Origin of the sequence: Burkholderia orbicola (assembly GCF_900100915.1) — a bacterium.
GTDB classification, from domain to species: domain Bacteria; phylum Pseudomonadota; class Gammaproteobacteria; order Burkholderiales; family Burkholderiaceae; genus Burkholderia; species Burkholderia orbicola.
On the sequence record NZ_FNKW01000002.1, the window covers coordinates 1,627,649 to 1,646,225 of the forward strand.

The window sequence follows — 18,577 nt, forward strand, 5'->3', positions numbered from 1 at the left end:
CGGACTGCCCTACATACAGGCCCGTCCGCTATCCCGATAATTTTCCCGTTCCCCGAGCCGGCAACGCATTGCGCTGCCATCAGCATGGCTCGCGGATATCGTCCGCGTCCCGGCCTCGCCGCGGCTCTTGCCGCGTGCGCCGTGCGTGTCTCCCGATTTGCGCATTGATTCACCGGTCTTCGTCTCATGCCCATCCGCCATCTCTTCGCGTCCCACACGGACGCCAGCGCGCCGTTCGCGTCGATCGACGACGACGCGCGCGACCTGAGCCTGCTGAACCGGTATCAGCGCTTCACGCTGTACGGCGGCGCGGTCGTGCTGTCGCTCGTGATCCTGATCACCGCCGGCATCCTGCTGGTCGGCTCGGTGCGCGACTACATCGCGGAGCGGCGCGACCTGTTCATCACGCACAAGGCGCTCGTGCAGCTCGAAATGGACGCGAAGCAGGCGTCGATGCGCCGCGCTGTCATCAACGCCGAGCTGTTGTGGAACGGTCATCCGCCGCATGCGTGGGAAGCGTCCGACGCGCTGCGCAAGGACGGCCACGTGCTGCTCGCGCCGATGCGCGGCGTGAGCGAGATCTTCCTGGCCGCGTCGCCCGAAGCGCTGGCCGACAATGAAACCGATCGCTACGTGCAACTGATGGAGCGCCAGACGATTTCCGTCGCGGCCGCCGAGCGCCAGACCGGGCGCGCGGTGCGCGGCTACGCGTACAGCCCCGACCGCAACGTGATCGCGATCACGCCGCCGCCGTCGATGCCGTATCACGACGTGCTCGCGCGCATCGGCGTGCCGGACACGCACGCGCTGATCCAGCACCTCGCGTTCGACGTCGCCGACTGGTCCGATCCGGCGATCGCACGCTACTGGCGCCTGTCGCGCCGGATCGCGTGGCAGGCGCCGGCGATCGATCCGTTGACCGGCAAGACGGTGTTCCGTCTGGTCGAACCCGCGTTCGACGGGCAGAAGCATTTCATGACGTTCGTCAGCGACTTCGACGTCGACGTGATCGCCGACCGGATGAAGCACGCGCCCGACGATGCGGTCGCGATGCTGATCGACGAGAACGGCCGCGTGCTGCTGCACGTCGATCGCACCGGCGACGCGGAAGACGGCGCCGCGCTGATGAAGCACGCGCTCGCCGAAGGCACGTGGCGCCGTGGCCTCGTGAATTTCGACGAAAGCTACCGGCACGGCGTGTTCACGATCACCGACCGGATCTCGGATACCGGTTACGCGATCGTCTATGCGTATTCATGGCACACGATCGCCTATGCGATCTGGTCGACGATGCTGCGCGAATTCGGCACGACTGCGACCATCCTGATCGTGCTGTGGACGCTCGTGATCGCGTTCGACCTGCGAGTGTTCGCGCCGCTGTTCCGCCGCTCGCGCCGCGTGTTCGAAAGCGAGCGGATGAGCCGCACGATCGTCGCGACCGCGCCGTTCGGCATCGGTCTCGTCGCGCCCGACACGCACCAGGTGCTGCTGCGCAACCGGATGCTCGAGCTGTACGAGCGCGAGGCCGGCGACCCGCCGCTGCACGAACGGCTGCTGGCGCGCTACCGCGAGCATGCGGATGCGTCGCCGGTCCAGCTCGACGTCGAACTGCCGGTGACGCTCGACGACGGCCGCGCACGCGACCTGCTCGTCAATTTCGTACGCGTCCGCTACAAGGGCAAGGACGCGCTGCTGTGCAGTTTCTCCGACATCACGACGCGCGCCGACGCCGAACGGGCACTCGACAGCGCGAACCGCGCGAAATCGACGTTCCTCGCGACGATCAGCCACGAGATCCGCACGCCGCTGAACGCGATGCTCGGCAATCTCGAACTGCTCGACAAGGCGCCCGACCCGAGCCGCCAGAAACCGCGGCTGCATGCGGTCACGTCGGCCGCGCGGATGCTGCTCGACATGCTGAACAACGTGCTCGACATGACGAAGATCGAGGCCGACCGGATGACGCTCGAAGCGACCGGCTTCCGGATCGACGAGCTGATGCGCGACGTCGCTGACCTGTTCGAGCCCGTGGCCGGCGCGAAGGGCATCGCGCTGAGGATCGACGTCGATCCGGCGGTCACGCATACGTATCTCGGCGACCCGATGCGCGTGCGGCAGATTGTCGTGAACCTGGTCAGCAACGCGATCAAGTTCACCGATCGCGGCGCGGTGGCGTTGTCGGTGTCGGCGCCGTCCGGTGGCGACGCGACGCCCGTGACGATCCGCGTCAGCGATTCCGGCATCGGCATGACGGCCGATCAGCTCGCGCACGTGTTCGAGCCGTTCGCGCAGGCCGACGAGTCGATCGCGCGCCGCTTCGGCGGCACGGGCATCGGCCTCGCGCTGAGTTACAAGCTCGCGGAATCGATGGGCGGGCGCATCGAGGCGAACAGCGTGCCGGGCGTCGGGTCGACCTTCGTCGTCACGTTGCCGCTGCCGCTCGATCGTCAGCCGGGCGCGGCCCAGGCGCTTTCAGGAGAGGAAGCGCCGAACGTACGCGTGCTGTTCGTCGACGACAATCCGGTCAACCGTTCGCTCGTCCACGATCAGCTGGACGTACTCGGCTATCAGGCCGATATCGCATCGAATGTCGCGGAAGCGCTCGACCTGGTGGATCGTCACGACTACGCGGTCGTGCTCACCGATCTGAACATGCCGGGCCTCGACGGCTACGCGTTCGCCCGCGTGCTGCGCGAACGCGGCCGCGTGCAGCCGATTCTGGCAGTGACCGCGCATGCCGAACCGGACGAGTTGCGGCTGGCGTGGGAAGCGGGTATCGACGAGATCGTCACGAAGCCAACGTCGCTGAAATCGCTCGAACAGGCGATCGCGAAGTACGCGGGGACGTGGCGGCGCCCGACGTATCCGCCCGCACCGCCGCGCGCGCCGGGCCCGTTGCCGAAAGACCTGCACACGGTGCTCGTCGATGCGACGCGACGTTCCAGCGCGACCATCGCGCGGGCGTTGCAGGATGGCGACCTGAAGGTCGCGCGGTCGGAGATTCACAGCATGCGCGGCGCGTTCGCGATGATCGGCGAGCGGGAGATTTCAGGGCTCTGTGCGTCGATGGAAGCGCTGGCGCTGGCGGGCGATGCAGCGGCATTCGCGCGGGCGTTCGAGCGCTACCGACAGAGCGCGAACGAGATCCTCATGCGGCGCACGGCAGGCTGATCGAAATCGTCGGTTGAAACGATTTCTGACATATCGGCATTGAAACGATGATGCGTCCGGCCAGTGCGAATGCCCCGGAACCGTTATGCAGCAAGCATTCGACGCATTGGCCGGATGGCCAATGCCGATGAATTCGTACGTGACTGGTCCCTGACGCCGGATGTTCTCGGCTACAGTGGTTGCACGTTTTCGCGAAGACTTTCACGTCATTTCGACATGCCAAGCATGTGATGGAGCGACGATCGAAATCCGCTGCGTAAACGAGCGCGGCCCGCAGGTGAAACAGCACCTGCGGGCCGCTGACCACAACCAACTCAACCAACGGAGTTGACCATGGCTGGCGCGAATCATAACGCACCGACGTATTTCCGCGATCGTTTTGTCTCCCCTCGATCGTCTCTTCAATCCCGCCGCATCGTTCCGCACATCCGGCTCGCCGACATGGCGCCGCCTGTCATGCATCTGTGGATGAAATTGTCCGGCCGCTGGATCGAGGCAGCCGGCTTCGATCCCGAGCAGCGCCTGCGAATCGAGGTGTCCCATCAGCGGCTGGTGATCACGCCGATCGACGATGCGGATTGCGATCATGGTGCGCAAGAAGGATTCCCCGATATCGATCCTGCAACGATGCGACAGCAACAGCGACTTTCGGTAACGACGGAGGAAGCGTAATGAACCACGATGCCTCGAATCCCTACACCGACGACGTGCCGGACGATTTCGACTACTACGACGTCGGTGAACTGACGGCCAAGTCCATACTCGTACTGAAACTCAACGCATTGATGGCGTCGCGTGGCCTGACCGAAGAAGAGGCTGCGGCGCTCACCGAAATGGCGCGGCCAGTAGTCACCCCCGAGCAGCGCGAGCGGCTCCGGAACGTGACGCTGGATCAACTGATGCTGACGCTGGCGTCGTTCGGCCAGCATGTGGAGATCGTGGTGAAGCCGGCGGGGGAATTCGGGCCGGCGGGGATTACGGTTTCGGTCTGACGGCCCGCGGAGCGGGCAGAAAGAAATGTGTGGCGGCCGGAAGCGCCTCGGCGCTCGCATGAGGCAGCGTTAGGAGTAGGTGCTATCAAACACATAGCATGACGACGGCCGGGCCCAACGGCCGCCGCCGAAGCGGCTCCGGCGCCACACTCCTTCAATTTAACGTGAACGACCGTTACAACCAATCGGACCAGGCTGATTCTGTGCACGCCGTGCACGGAGTGCAGCGAACTCCTCCAACTCGTCGTATGCAGCCTTGACGGCCGGATCTTCAAGCAGTCGAGCGGTGTCGGCCGCGGTGTGCGGCACGGGAACATACCGGTCTTCGTCTACGTAAGAATCAGTCATTGTTGCTTTCCTCTTTCAATTGCCTGCGAACAATACCCGCAATGCTGAGCGAATGAAGTTCAAACAATAGCGGCCGTACGTGCTCGACACAAAAAAAGCCGCCACCGTGGTCCACGGCAGCGGCTCCCTCGACGGATCACCCGATCCGCCGTCTTCCCGATACACCCACTTACTGCTGAATCGTCGCCTGCCCGGCCAGCTTGTCCACCAGCGCCGTCATCGCACGCTGCTGCGCCTGCGCTTCGAGTTGCTGACGCAGCACGTTCTTCGCCGCCTCGAAGGTCGGCACGACCGTCGCACGCTTCTCGTCGAGTTTCACGATCGCGAACGCGTTACCGACGCGGACCGGACCCGCGACAGCGCCCGGCTGCAGCGACGTAATCGCCTGCGCGAGCGGCAACGGCAAACCACCCGTCTTCCCTTCGGCCACCGGCGTACGCAACTCGACCCACTGCGCGACACCACCGTTCGGCGTCGTGTTGTACTTCTTCGCCACAGCATCGAACGACGCGCCCTGCTTCAGCTCCGCGACCAGCGCGTTCACTTCGGCCGGATCGGCCACGGCAATCACGTCCGCGCGATATTCGAACTGCCCGCCATTCGCGACGACGTCGTCGTAACGCGCCTTCACCTGCGCATCGGTCACCGCTTGCGGGTGCAGGTTGTCACGCAGGTAGAGATCCGTCGCCGCGACCGTGCGTGCACGCATCACGACGCGGTTCACTTCGGGGCGGCTGCCGTAGTTGGCTTTTTCCGCCGCCTGCTCGACCAGTTGCTGGGCAATCAGCTCGCGCCTGGCCTGCTCGCGCAGCGCCGGCGTATCGGCTTGACCCCATTGATGGATCAGGACGTCCACATCGCTGCGCGCGATGGGTGTGTCGTTGACGACCGCTTCGACGCCCGACGGCAGCGGCGTTTCAGTTTTCGTGCCTGCGGCGCGTGCGACAGGGGCGCCGCAGGCGCACGCGAGTGCGATCAGCGTGGAAACAATGGAAATGTGATGCTTCTTCATGACGATTCCTTCATCGATGGAGGGAGGTGCCGCACGCGATGGCGGCCGGGAGGAGGTGCGGCAGCTTCGCCGCGGACAACCGACCGGGTCGGTGCCTGACAGGCCGCGCGCGAGCGATCGCATCACGGCCAGACCTGACGTGCGAACCGGTCGGGCCAGTTGCGCAAGGCTTTGCAGCGTCGTCTCCGGTCACACGGCGACGATCAACGGACGGAAAGACAGAGATGAATGCCCTGCGCTCGCATGAGGCAGCGTTCTCCCAACCTGCGACCCAAATGGTGCAGACGCGACCGAGCCCACCGGTCGCCGCAAGGCATTCATGTGTGTCCGTCCGGTTTGGCCGATGCCGAGGACATCGTTCGCTTCGGTCACGCACGGAGAAAAATACGCTGCCCGGCGACCGGGCAGCGCGTCCAACGAAGCGGAGCTTCGGATACGAGGTATCGGGCGCGTACCATGCAGCCGCCCGACCTTCGCATTGTCGAAGCGCATACGACGTCCGCACAATCAGCCGAGTCCTATTCCGCACGACATCACCGTTGAATCGTCGATGTCGGGTGCGCATTCATCGTCACGGCGCGTGGCGGAAACCCAGCCTCGCGCGCGCCGCTCCCGAACACGGTGCCATTCACCGGAAAATCTGCCGTACGCATCAATCAGTACTCCCTGTCTGAGCTGGCCGAACGACGTCAGCCGGAATACCGCGTATTAAAAAGATCGTCGGCCGCGATCTCTATCGGACAGGTCTTATTGGCACACCGTGAACGTAAAAATAGGACTGGGACTACAAACGCGACGGCACGTGAAGTCGGCGTACTCCAGTGATTGAGTACGAAATCGCCAAATCGGACTGGTCTTATTCAGTTGCCGGATGCCGATCCATAAAGTGGGAATCAAGACGGCGCCGCGCCGCTTGTGCCCGAAAGCGCAAGCCACCAGTGCCCCGACATAGACCACGCAATCGCCCGCCGCATCGACATGCGTGCGGATTTCCGGAGAGCCCATCCCATGCAGACCCACCCGGCCCATGACACGCCTGCTTTCGACGACACCGCTTTGCAGGTACACGGCATCGACGACACGACGCTCGACGTGAACGACGACGCCGTCGCGACCGCCACGCAAACGCTGATCGATCGCGGTGAAGTCGGACGCGCGGCCGCACTGGCCGCCGCGCATTGGGACCTGCGTCCCGATTCGCCCACGGCTGCATTCAACTGCGGCTACGCGATGCAGATGGCAGGCCGCCACGCGGACGCCCTCGCACCGTATCGCCGCACGCTCGAACTCGCCCCGTCGTGGCCATCGCTCAAGAACAACCTCGCGTTGGCGATCCGCCTCACCGGCGGCGATCCCGAAGTGGAATTCGCGCTGATCGAAGGTGCACTCGACGACAACCCCGACGATCCGCGCGCATGGACCAACGCCGTCGTCACGCGCCTCGACCGTTTCGATCTCGACGGCGCGTTGCGCGCCGCCACCCGAGCGGCCACGCTCGCACCGGACAATGCGCTGGCGCTGAACAACACGTCCCTCGCGCTGAAGGAAGCGCGACGCCGCGACGAGGCCGAGCAATACGCCGCGCTCGCGGTCGAACGCGCGCCGCACAGCGCGACTTACCGCCACAACCTGTCGCTGCTCGAACTCGCACGCGGCGATTACGCCTCGGGGTGGGTCAACTACGAATCGCGCTGGGAAGGGTCGGCCGAATTGCGCGGCAACCTGCCGGCGTTTTCCGGCCCGCGCTGGCGCGGCGAATCGCTGAAAGGCAAGACGTTGCTCGTATGGGGTGAACAGGGGCTCGGCGACGCGCTGCAGTTCTGTCGCTACGTGCCGCAGCTCGCGGAGCGCGTGCATCGCGAAGGCGGCCGGATCGTGTGGAATGCGTTTCCGGTGATGGGCGCGCTGCTCGAACGCAGCGTCGCGCGGCATGTCGACGTGTTCGACACCAGCACGCGGATCGAGGATCTGCCCGCATTCGATTTCGAACTGCCGCTGATGAGCGTTCCGGGCATGCTCGGCCTCGACGGCAACACGATCGCCACGACGGTGCCTTATCTCCATGCCGACCCGGCAGCCACCGACGCGTGGCGCACGGCGCTCGCCGACGAAAAGCGGCTGAAGGTGGGGCTCGCGTGGACGGGCAACCTCACGCACCCGCGCAACCGCTTCCGCCGTGTTGGCCTGGAACGATTCGCGGAGGCATTCGGCGGCTTGCAGCAGGACGTCGCGTTCTACTCGCTGCAGCCCGGCGCGCAGCACGACATCGAAGCCGCCCGCTCGAACGGCTTCGTCGTGACCGACACCACCCGCGAATGGAAAACGCTCGACGACACCGCCGCCTTCATCGGCGCGCTCGATCTCGTGATCACCGTCTGCACGTCGGCCGCTCACCTGAGCGGCGCGCTGGGCCAGTTCACGTGGGTGCTGCTCGATGCGAACCCGCACTGGGTCTGGCAGCACGATCGCCGCGACAGCGCGTTCTATCCAAGCGTGTCGCTATACCGGCAGAAGACGTTCGCCGACTGGCAGCCCGTGCTGGACGAAGCCACCGCTGATCTGCGCGATCTCGTCGGCTGACCGGAGGGCATCGCGCGCGCCGCGACTGTCGTCATACCGCTATCGGCATGGCGACGCGGCGACCGGCTGCAAACCCTCCGCCGTCACGCCTTCTTCTTCCCCCGCAACACGAACGCCGCCGCCGTACACCCGATCATCGCGATGCCCGCGATCAGGAACGTGTCGCTGTACGCCATCAGCAGCGCCTCGCGCATCACGCGCTGGTTCACGAGCCCGAGGGCCAGCTCCTGCACGCCGGAGATCGACCCGCCGGGCAGCACGTCCGCGCGCGGCGCATGCACGCGGGAAAGCAGCCGCGCAAGCATCGCCATGCGCTCCTGGAACGCTTCGGAGAACGGCGTCACCGCCTCGCCGATGCGCATCGCGTGCAGCTTCTGCCGCTCGACGACGATCTGGCTCATCACCGCGATGCCGATCGCGCCGCCGACGTTGCGGACCATGTTGAACACGCCCGACGCGGAGCCGAGCTGCGCCTTCTCGATCCCGTCGACGGCCATCACGGCCAGTGCGATCACGACGAACGACTGCCCGATCCCGCGCACGATCAGCGACGGGACGATCACGTTCGACGCCGCATCGGCGTCGAGATGGATGTTCATCAGGCAACCGGCCGCGACCAGCACGAAGCCGAGCACGATCGTCGTGCGCGGGCTGGTACGGCGCATCAGCGGCGGCGTCAGGAACGACATCGCGAACTGCACGAGCCCGTACGGAATCATCGCGAGGCCGATGTCGCGCGCGCTGTAGCCGTGCAGCTCGGCAAAGTAGTTCGGCACGAGGAACACCACGCCGAACACCACCGCACCGAACAGGAACTGCATCAGGCTCGCGATCCCGAAGTTGTACTGGCCGAGCAGCCGCAGGTTGATGAACGGCTCCTTGCGCCGCAGCTCGATCGCGACGAACGCGGCCAGCCCGAGCGCCGCGACGATCGACAGCTCGACGATCAGGTCCGACGCGAACCAGTCCTTGCGCCCGCCCTCCTCCAGCACGATCTGCAGCGCGCTCAGGCCCACCGCCATCGTCGCGATGCCGAACCAGTCGGCCCGCCTGAGCATCCCGAGCTGCACCGGCAGCGGCCGGATCGCCCAGCCGATCGCCGCGACCAGCGCGATCGCCGGCGGAATCTGCAGGTAGAAGATCCAGCGCCACGAATACATGTCGGTCAGCCAGCCGCCGACCGACGGCCCCGCCGCCTGCGCGACGTTGTTCGCGATCGCGAACAGCGCCATCCCGAGCGGGTGTTTCGACGGCGGCAATTCGGTGACGATCAGCTGGAACGACAGCGGAATCAGCACGCCGCCGAACGCGCCCTGCAATGCCCGCGCGATGATCATCGTCGAGATGCTCGGCGCGACCGAGCACGCGAGCGAAAACGCGAGAAAGCCGCTCGCGCCGACCAGCAGCACGCGTCGCGCGGAAAACACCTGCACGAGCCAGCCGGTGAGCGGAATCACGACGATCTCCGCGACCAGGTACGCGGTGGTGATCCACGAGCCTTCCTCGAAGCTCGCGCCGAGCGAGCCGCGGATGTCGGGCAGCGACGCATTGGTCACGTGCACGTTCATGCCGGCCATGAAGCAGCCGAACACGCCGCCGAGCACGGCGACCCACGCGCGCAGCGAAACGGTGTCTTCGTGCGCAGCCTGCGCGGTCGTCGTGCTCACGTGCCGGCCCCCTGCGTGCCGCGCGTGTCGACGCGCGCGATCACCGACATCCCGGGCCGCAGCACGACGCCGGCCGGCGGCGCATCGACGCGGATCTTCACCGGGATGCGCTGCACGATCTTCGTGAAGTTGCCGGTCGCGTTGTCCGGCGGCAGTAGCGCGAACTGCGCGCCCGAGCCCGGCGCGAGGCCGATCACGCGGCCGTGCAGCGTATGGCCCGAATAGGTGTCGACGTCGATCTGGACGGGCTGGCCGTCGTGCATCGCGCCCAACTGCGTTTCCTTGAAGTTCGCCACCACGTACACGTCGCTCAGCGGCACCACCGCGAGCAGCGGCATCCCGACTTCGACGTACTGGCCGGCCCGCACCGCGCGCTGGCCGACGCTGCCGTCGCGCGTCGCCCGGATCACCGTATGGTCGAGATCGAGCTGCGCGAGCGCCAGCTTCGCCTGGGCCGCTGCAAGCCGGGCACGCGCCTGCGCGATCGCCGCGGTGCTCTGTTCACGGCGGCGCTGCAGCACGGTCTGCTGGTCGGTCTGCACCCGCACGGCCGCGCCGGCGCGGGTCAGTTCGGCGCGCGCCTTCAACGCGTCCGCGTGGGCCTGCTCCCAGCGCTGCCCGCTCGCGGCGGATTCGGCCAGCAGTTGCTTGTAGCGCGTCGCATCGGCGTCGCGCCGCGCGGCTTCGGCGCGCGCGGCGGCCGCATCGGCGTCGGCCTGCGCGATCTGGCTGCGCTGCTGGCCGATCTGCGCGTCGAGCGTCGCGGCCGCCGCCTGCTCGGCCTGCAGCGTCGCGTCGGCCGCCGCGACGGCGGCCTGCGCATCGTCGACTTTCGCGCGATAGTCGCGGTCGTCGAGCCGCACGAGCACGTCGCCGCGCTTCACCGGCTGGTTGTCGTCGACGGCGACTTGCGTGACGTAACCCGACACGCGGGAGCTGACGGTCACGACGTCGGCGCGAACATACGCGTCGTCGGTGCTTTCGATGAAACGGCCGACGGTCCACCAGTGCCAGCCGAACACGGCGAGCGCGATGACGGCGAGCACGACGCCCGCGGCGATCAGTTGGCGCCGGGAGAACCGGGCGGTTTTGGCTTTTTCGGGTACGGCAGTCGTGCTCATGATCGGAATGATGAGTTGGCGTGCAAGAGAACGGACAGGGACACTGCGAACGCGGCCGGCTACGGTTGCCAGCCGCCTCCGAGCGCCTTGAACACGGCGACCTGGTCGAGCGAGACCTGCTGCGTCGACTCGGCCAGCGCCGAATCGACCGCGACGAGGCTGCGCTGCGCGTCGAGCACGCCGAGGAAATCGAGGGCGCCGGCTTCGTAGTTCAACTCGGCGAGGCGATAGGCGCGCGCATGCTCGGCGCGGGCGGTTTCGAGCGCGGCGCGGCGGCGCCACGCGGCGCCGTAGCGGGCCAGCGCCTGCTCGGTTTCCTTCAGCGCGCGCAGCACCTGCGCATCGAATTGCGCACGGGCGAGCGTGTCGTCGGCGCGAGCCTGCGCGAGCCGCGCGCGGCTCGCCGCCATGTTCGGAAAGCGCCACGTGATCAGCGGGCCGACGCCCCAGGCGATCGCGTACTTGTCGCCGAGCGTCGACGGATCGCCGCCGGTCGACAGCCAGTTCACCGAGCCGCCGAGCGAAATCGACGGATACAGCTCGGCCGTCGCCACGCCGATCCGCGCATTCGCGGCGGCCAGCTGGCGCTCGCTCTCGCGCAGGTCGGGGCGGCGGCGCAGCAGCGACGCACCGTCGCCGACCGGGAACGGCCGTGCCAGCACGGGCGCGGTGCGGCAATGCGCGACGGCGTCGGGCAGCGCGCCGGGCGCGCGCCCGGTCAGCACCGCGAGTTCGTACAGCGCCGCGCGTCGCGAGCCGACGAGCGCCGGCAAATCGGCGCGCGTGTCGTCGGCGAACGCGCGCGAACGCGCCACTTCGAGGTCGGACACGAGCCCGTGCGCGCGCTGCTTCGCCGTCAGCGCGGCCAGCCGGTCCGCGATGCCGACCGACTGCTCGGCCACGTCGATCCGCTCGCCGTACGCGCACACCTGCGCATACGCGGCCGTCGTCTCGGCGGCCACCACGACGCGCATCGCATCGGACGCGGCCTGCACCGCGTCGGCGTCGGCCTGCGCGGCATCGACCAGATGGCGCACGCGGCCCCACAGATCGACTTCCCACGACAGCGAGAACGACGGCGCGAAACCCCAGCGCGTCCGCGCATCGGTATCCTTGGCCGCCGCGACGATCTGGTCGGGCGCGTGCTTGCCGTAGTCGACGCCGAAGCCGGCCGTCGTGTCGGGCAGCCGCGCGGCGCCGGCCTCGTCGAACACGGCGCGCGCACGCTCGACCCGTGCGACGGCCGCCGCGAGATCGCGGTTCTGCGCGAGCGCGTCGCGCACGAGACCGTCGAGCACGGGATCGTCGTAGAGGCGCCACCAGCGTTGCGGCGGTTCGCCGGCCGCCGCGGCCGGCACGTCGGCCACCGCGTCGAACGGCCCGGTGCGCGTTGCGTCGGACACCGGCGGCCGGTACGGCTCGCCGACCGAACACGCGGCCAGCGCGGCCGAGGCCAGCAGCACGGCCGCACAGGTGGCGCGCCGAACGCGCGGCGCGCGGGCATCGGCGGCGGGAGAAACGGGCGAAGCGGACGGAAGGGACGGAACGCGCATCGGGTGGCAAGGAGGTCGAACAAACGATGGGCTTATGGTAATTTCGACCTATGCGGTCGATCTCGCGCGTAAAGCGCATTCGTCGTCGAGAAAAGGACAATCCCGATCAATTGGAAAATTTCTTCATCGCACTCGAGCGTCAGGCGCGCGACAAGCAGATCGCCGTCGTCGCCTCCGACTCGCCGGCGGGCATGGCGTACCCGCCGCACTCGCACCGCCAGGGCCAGCTGATCCACGCGATTTCCGGCGTGATGATCGTGCACGCGGACGCGGGCAGCTGGGTCGTGCCGACGGGCCGTGCGGTGTGGGTGCCGGGCGGCACGCAGCACGAGATCCGCTCGGCCGGCGACGTGCAGATGCGCACCGTGTTCGTCGGCCCCGAAGTGCGGCCGAGCCTGCCGACCGAATGCCGGGTGATCGAGGTCGGCACGCTGCTGCGCGAACTGATCGTGACGGCCTGCGACCTGCCCGCCGACTACGACCTGTCGCACCGCGCGGGCCGCGTGCTCGCGCTGATCCTCGACGAGATCGAGATCGCGCCGTCGCTGTCGCTGCACGTGCCGATGCCGCGCCATCCCGCGCTCGTCGCGCTGTGCACGCGGCTCATCAACGACCCGTCGTCGGCCGTCACGCTGCAGGCTTGGGCGCGCGACGCGCACATGAACGAGCGCACGCTCGCCCGCGCGTTCAAGCGCGAGACGGGCATGACGCACGGCGCATGGTGCCGCCACGCGCGGCTGCTGCTGAGCCTGCCGCGCCTCGCCGCCGGCACGCCGATCCTCGAACTCGCGCTCGAACACGGCTACGACAGCCCCAGCGCGTTCGCGGCGATGTTCCGCAAGGCGCTCGGCGTCGCGCCGAGCGAATACTTCCGGCGGCGCTGATCCGCGGCGATTGTCCGTTTTGCGACGATCGATCGCTGATGCGCGCGCGCGGCGTGCCGTGGCCGTCGCTACAGTAGCGGCATTGCCATACGGCCAGCCGGAGGTTTCGTTATCCCGATGGATCTGATTCAAAGCATGCAGGCGTTCGTCACGCTCGCGGACGCGGGCACCTTCACCGAGACCGGCAAACGGCTCGGCATCACGACCGCGCACGTCAGCCGGCTCGTCGCGTCGCTCGAGCATCGTCTCGGCATCCGGTTGCTGAACCGCACGACGCGCTCGATGTGCCTGACCGAGGCCGGCGAGCGCTATCTGGCGCGCGCCCGCGACATCACGCTGGCCGTCGATGCGAGCGAGCGCGAGGCGCGCGACGCGCGCGTGCATCCGCACGGCCGGCTGCGCGCGCATTGCAGCGCCAGCATCGCGAACCATTTCGTGATTCCGCTGATCGGGCAATTCCAGGCGCGCTACCCGGACGTCAGCGTCGACCTGACGCTCGCGCCGCACCTGCCGAAACTGGTCCGCGACAGCTACGACGTCGCGGTGATCGCAATGCCGAGCCTGCCGAGTTCCGAGCAGGTCGCGATCGACGTCGGCCGCATCCGCAGCGTGCTGTGCGCGTCGCCCGCGTATCTCGATGCGCACGGCATGCCCGATTCGCCGGGCGCGCTGGTTCACCATCGCTGCGTGCAACTGGTCGCGCCCGCCTATCACGAGCGCATCTGGACGCTGTGGAACGGTGCGGAAGCACAAACGGTGGACGTCGATCCGTCGATGACGGCCGACGTCGCCGCGTCGCTCGCGATCGCGGTGCGCGAAGGCGCGGGAATCGGCTTGCTGCCGGACTTCGTCGCCGCGGCCGACCTGCGCTCGGGCGCGCTCGTGCGCGTGCTGCCCGACTACCAGGCGGAGGAAATCGGCGTGTTCCTGGTGTACGCGTCGCGCCAGCATCTCGATGCGAAGACGCGCGCCTGGGTCGACTTCATGAAGGCCGCGCTGCGCGACGCGTTCGCGCAAGCGCGCGACGACGCGTGCGCACCGCCGGCCGGGAAAAAAAATCACGCGCCGGGCAAGGCCGGCGCGTGGGCCGGCGCGGCCGCGTAGCGGCACGGCGCCGGCGGGCGATGCACGGTTACTGCGGCTTGAACAGCGCGCGCAGGTTCGTCATCGCCATGTCGAGGAAGCCGGTGACGAACGCGTCGAATTCCGGCTGGCGCGCGGCGCCGCCGTGCGACGGTTCGCCGGCGATGTCCCACGTCACCGTGCAGGCCTGGTCGCCGCGCGGCTCGACGCGCATCAGCGCCCACAGATTGCCGATGTCGAACGACGTATGGATCAGGCTCCACGTCATCACCATCGCTTCGTCGTCGTGGCTGTTGAGCTGTTCGACGACGACGTTGCCATCCGCGAAATGCTTGATGCGCAGCGAGCGCACGCCTTCACCGATCATGTCGGTATGGTCGAGCCCCGTGATGAAGCGCGAGAAGCCGGCGAAGTCGCCGACCACGCGCCACGCGTCGCGCGCCGGCACGTCGAGATCGGCCGAGCCGGACAGGATCGGCGTTTGCGGCGCATAGACGAGCGTGGACGGACGGGGTTGCGTTGCAGTACGTTGCAGCATGATGCCTCCTTGATGAATGATGCGATGACAGCGATTGATCAAACGGGGTACGTCTTCACCACGCGGGTTCGGGCTCGGCGTCGCGGCGAGCGTCGTTCGCGCGCGGTGCCGGCTCGGGCGGCGGCGGCATGAAGCCGCATTCGGCGAGATAGCCGAAATGCGCATCGAGCAGCGCGTCGTCCTTGTCCGGATACGTGACGCCGAGCCGGCGCAGCGTCGCCTCGGTGCGTGCGTGGTCGATCACGGCCATGTCGCCGATATCGTCCTGCCGGTCGTCGAGATAGAACGCAACGACGTCGAACAACGCATTCGATTCGTCGATCGACAACAACCGCTCGCGCCAGACCTCGGGCGCCTCGAAACGCAGCGGATAGCCGCGCCGCGCGAGTGCGCGCAGATAGCCGGCCCAGTCGAGCGGGCGCGGGTTGTGCAGATGAAACACGCGCTCGGTGCGCGCACCGTCGAGCGTGCACGCGACGATCGCCCGCGCCAGGTAGTCGACCGGGCTCAGGTCGAACAGCCCGCCCTCGCTCGCGAGCGGCGCGCAGCCCAACTGCACCGCGCCCTTGAGCAACAGCAGGATGCGGTTGCGTCCCGGCTGGCACAGCCCCGTGCGCGAATGGCCCGTGATGTTGCCGGGCCGCAGGATCGTCGTGTCGATCCCGCGCGCACCCGCTTCGGCAACGAGATGCTCGGACACCCACTTCGTCAGGTTGTAGCCGTTGTTGACGAAGGCAGGGCCGGCCTCCGACGGGGCCGCCTCGATCAGGCGGCCCGTCGGGCCCGTCGCGCTCGCCGCGGATAGCGTCGATACGAAATGCAGCGCCTTGCGCCGGCCGCTGCAGCACAGGCGGAGCAGTTCGAGCGTCGAGCCGACGTTCTCCGCGTGCAGGTACGGGTAGTCGTACACGTGGTTCACGTGTGCGCCGTTGTGATGAATCGCGCCGACCTCGGCCGCGAGCGTCTGCCACACCGCATCCGACAACCCGAGGCGCGGCGCGCCGAGATCGCCGCGCAGCACCCGCACGCGCGGATGCCCGCACAGATGGCCGAGCCCGTTGACGAACGCCGCTTCGTCGAGCCGCCGGCGCGCGCTCGCATCGTCGTCGCCGCGCACGACGCAGTAGACGATCTGGTTCGTGCGGCTGATCAGTTCGCTGAGGATGAAGCTGCCCAGGAAGCCGTTCGCGCCGGTCAACAGCACCGCGCCGGGGCCGTCGCCCGCCGGCTGGCCGGCCGGCAGTCGCACGTCGTCGGGCAGGCGGCGATCGTCGTGCACGCGCGCCGGCACGTTCGCGCCGCGCTCGCCCGACTCGTCGGTCAGCAGCGCCGCGAGCGCGGCGATGGTCGGCCGCTCCATGAAACGCGCGAGCGCCGCGTTGCCGCCCAGCTCGCGCTTCACCGCCAGCATCAACCGCGACACCAGCAACGAATGGCCGCCCAGTTCGAAGAACGACGCATCGCGGCCGATCTCGTCCGGCGCGAGTTCGAGCAGCGTGGCCCACATCTCGGCGAGCCGTATCTCCAGCGCGCCGCGCGGGGCGTCGCGCGTGTCGCTCCCCGCACGCGACACCGGCAGGCGCGCGAGCGCGGCCCGGTCGATCTTGCCGTTCGGCGTCGCGGGCAGCACGTCGAGCGTCGTGATGTCGTACGGCACCATGTAGTCGGGCAGCGTGGCGGCCAGCACGGCGCGCAGCGCGTCGGGCGTCGCCGCCGCATCGACCGGCTTCGCGGCGAACAGGCGGATGCGCTTGCGCTCGTCGGGCACCACCGCGCACTGGCGGTACAGCCCCGCCGCCAGCGCGGCCGTCTCGATCTCGCCCGGCTCGACCCGAAAACCGCGAATCTTCAGTTGCGTGTCGCGGCGGCCCACGTAGCGCAGCGTGCCGTCCGGCTCCCAGCTGGCGATGTCGCCGGTCCGGTACATCGTCGCGCCCGGCGTGCCGTACGGATCGGCGACGAAACGCTCGGCACTCAGGTCGGGCCGGCCGAGATAGCCGAGCCCGACGCCCGCGCCGGCGATGCACAGCTCGCCTTCCTCGCCGGTGAGCGTCGGACGGCCATCGGCCGCGAGCACATGGCAGCGCGCGTTCGCGATCGGCCGGCCGATGCGCCGGTTGCTGTCGCCGGCGCGCAGTTCGCCCGTCGTCGCGAGCACCGTGCATTCGGTCGGCCCGTAGATGTTGTGCAGCCGCCGGTTCGCGCTCCAGCGCGCGATCGTGTCGGGGTCGCACACGTCGCCGCCCGTGACGAGATGCGCGAGCGCGGGCCAGTCGCAATCCGGCAGCGCCGCGAGCAGCGCGGGCGGCAGGAATGCGTGCGTGATGCGTGCGTCGGCGACGAGCGCCGCGAGCGCGTCGAGTTCGCGGCGCTGCGCTTCGCTCGGCGCGACCAGCGTCGCGCCGGCGAGCCAGGTCGGGAACATGTCGAGCAGCGACGCATCGAACGCCACCGTCGAGAACTGCAGCACGCGCGACGATGCATCGAGCGACACGTGCGCGCGATACCAGTGGCAGAACTGCACGATGTTCCGGTGCGACAGCATCACGCCCTTCGGCACGCCGGTCGAACCCGACGTGTAGATCGCGACCGCGCAGCGCGCAGCGCGGTCGGCATCCCGTTCGAGCGGCCACTGGCCGGCCAGCGCATCGGGCGAGGCGTGCGCGTCCGCTTCCGCGTGCGCGCCGCAGTCGATCACGTCGAGGTCGAATCCGTCGAGCAGCGCCGGCTCGACCGCCCCGCCGACGACGAGCGCCTGCGCCCCCGATTCACGCAGGATCGTGCGGGCCCGCTCGGGCGGAAACGCGGGATCGAGCGGCACGCAGGTCGCGCCGGCGCCCAGCACGCCGACGATCGCCGGGTACAGCGCGACGCCCTTGTCGAGCCGCACCGCGACCACGCGCGGCGCGGCCGGCCGCGCGGCGATGCGCGCGGCAACCTGGCGGGCGCGCGTGACCAGCTCGCGATAGGTCAGTTGGCCGTCGGCCGCGACGAGCGCGCAGGCGTCCGGCGCAGCGGCCGCCGCACGCGACACGAGTTCCGGCAGCGACGGCTCGCACGGCCACGCGGCGGCGGTGTCGTTCGACGCATGCCAGCCGGCCAGCCGTTCGAGATCGAGCACGATATCGGCCGGCCCCGGCGGCGTGGCGCGCGGCGCGTCGTTCGGATCGCTCAGTTCGCGCGCAATCCCGCTCGCGACTTCGTGCATCAGATCGACCGCGCACGCGGCGATCTCGTCCGCGAGGTCGGCGCCGTTGAGCGCCGCGCCGAACGCGAGCGTCGCGTCGGCCAGCACGCGTGTGTCGCCGGGCGCCGCGTCCGTGAGCCACGCGACGCGCACCTCGCGCGGCGGAAACGCATCGGCGACGATCTCGCAATGCAGCGGCCGTGCGTGCGCGCAATGCACGGCGGGGTCCGGCGCACCGCAGACGATCGACCACTCGGCCGCGTTGCGCAACGTATCAGGCGCCGGCGCCGGCAACAGCAGCGCATCGGCCGCGTCGCGCAGCGGGCCGTCGCGTCCGTCGGCGATACAGACGGTATGACCGGTCGCCTCGAGTTCAGCCGCCAGCCGTGCAGCGAGACGGGTCTGCCCGCCGATCGCAATGATGATCGCTTTCATCGACGT

Annotated in this window: 12 protein-coding genes; 6 read left to right on the forward strand and 6 right to left on the reverse strand. The window is 68.5% G+C overall.

All coding sequences use genetic code 11. The features are described from left to right. The first annotated feature begins 186 nt into the window (after positions 1-186). The 3 genes from BLS50_RS24200 (at position 187) to BLS50_RS24210 (ending at position 4,163) form a co-directional block, all read left to right on the forward strand. A complete protein-coding gene (locus BLS50_RS24200) occupies positions 187-3,171 on the forward strand; it encodes an ATP-binding protein (protein ID WP_074804598.1) in 2,985 nt (994 codons plus the stop codon). 333 nt (positions 3,172-3,504) lie between these two features. Beyond that, positions 3,505-3,843 (forward strand): SymE family type I addiction module toxin, encoded by a 339-nt coding sequence (locus BLS50_RS36410; protein ID WP_069231851.1) that lies wholly within the window; start codon positions 3,505-3,507, stop codon positions 3,841-3,843. Continuing rightward, positions 3,843-4,163, forward strand: a complete 321-nt coding sequence (locus BLS50_RS24210; protein WP_027806876.1) for a helix-turn-helix domain-containing protein — start codon at positions 3,843-3,845, stop codon at positions 4,161-4,163. Before BLS50_RS36410 ends, BLS50_RS24210 begins: the two co-directional genes overlap by 1 nt. 517 nt (positions 4,164-4,680) lie before the next feature. On the opposite strand, the gene BLS50_RS24215 is transcribed toward BLS50_RS24210, so the two are convergent. Then, the gene (locus BLS50_RS24215; protein ID WP_074804602.1) at positions 4,681-5,523 is read right to left on the reverse strand and encodes a peptidylprolyl isomerase; all 843 of its coding nucleotides are present in this window, start codon (positions 5,521-5,523) and stop codon (positions 4,681-4,683) included. A 1,008-nt stretch (positions 5,524-6,531) separates the two neighbouring features. Here BLS50_RS24215 and BLS50_RS24220 point away from each other — a divergent pair. After that, entirely contained in the window at positions 6,532-8,103 is a 1,572-nt protein-coding gene (locus BLS50_RS24220) for a tetratricopeptide repeat-containing glycosyltransferase family protein (protein WP_074804605.1), read from the forward strand. An 83-nt stretch (positions 8,104-8,186) separates the two neighbouring features. On the opposite strand, the gene BLS50_RS24225 is transcribed toward BLS50_RS24220, so the two are convergent. The 3 genes from BLS50_RS24225 to BLS50_RS24235 are packed head-to-tail and all read right to left on the reverse strand — an operon-like array spanning position 8,187 to position 12,354. Then, a complete protein-coding gene (locus tag BLS50_RS24225) occupies positions 8,187-9,770 on the reverse strand; it encodes a DHA2 family efflux MFS transporter permease subunit (protein WP_069230508.1) in 1,584 nt (527 codons plus the stop codon). Further along, positions 9,767-10,891, reverse strand: a complete 1,125-nt coding sequence (locus BLS50_RS24230) for an HlyD family secretion protein (RefSeq protein WP_012338921.1) — start codon at positions 10,889-10,891, stop codon at positions 9,767-9,769. The genes BLS50_RS24225 and BLS50_RS24230 overlap by 4 nt, the downstream gene beginning before the upstream one ends. Positions 10,892-10,950: 59 nt before the next feature. Further along, positions 10,951-12,354: an efflux transporter outer membrane subunit gene (locus BLS50_RS24235; RefSeq protein ID WP_256334136.1), complete on the reverse strand. Its 1,404-nt coding sequence runs from the start codon at positions 12,352-12,354 to the stop codon at positions 10,951-10,953. Positions 12,355-12,554: 200 nt separating this feature from the next. On the opposite strand from BLS50_RS24235, the gene BLS50_RS24240 reads away from it, so the two are divergent. Both BLS50_RS24240 and BLS50_RS24245 read left to right on the forward strand, forming a co-directional pair. Next, positions 12,555-13,328 carry an AraC family transcriptional regulator gene (locus tag BLS50_RS24240; RefSeq protein ID WP_006494477.1) on the forward strand — a complete coding sequence of 258 codons (774 nt, stop codon included), beginning with the start codon at positions 12,555-12,557 and terminating at the stop codon, positions 13,326-13,328. A gap of 117 nt (positions 13,329-13,445) precedes the next feature. After that, positions 13,446-14,432: a LysR family transcriptional regulator gene (locus BLS50_RS24245; protein WP_074804611.1), complete on the forward strand. Its 987-nt coding sequence runs from the start codon at positions 13,446-13,448 to the stop codon at positions 14,430-14,432. 28 nt (positions 14,433-14,460) lie between these two features. Here BLS50_RS24245 and BLS50_RS24250 read toward each other — a convergent pair whose 3' ends face one another. Together BLS50_RS24250 and BLS50_RS24255 are read right to left on the reverse strand one after the other, a co-directional pair. Continuing rightward, entirely contained in the window at positions 14,461-14,949 is a 489-nt protein-coding gene (locus tag BLS50_RS24250; RefSeq protein ID WP_006479988.1) for an SRPBCC family protein, read from the reverse strand. A 55-nt stretch (positions 14,950-15,004) separates the two neighbouring features. Continuing rightward, positions 15,005-18,571: an amino acid adenylation domain-containing protein gene (locus BLS50_RS24255; RefSeq protein ID WP_074804615.1), complete on the reverse strand. Its 3,567-nt coding sequence runs from the start codon at positions 18,569-18,571 to the stop codon at positions 15,005-15,007. Positions 18,572-18,577: the final 6 nt, after the last annotated feature.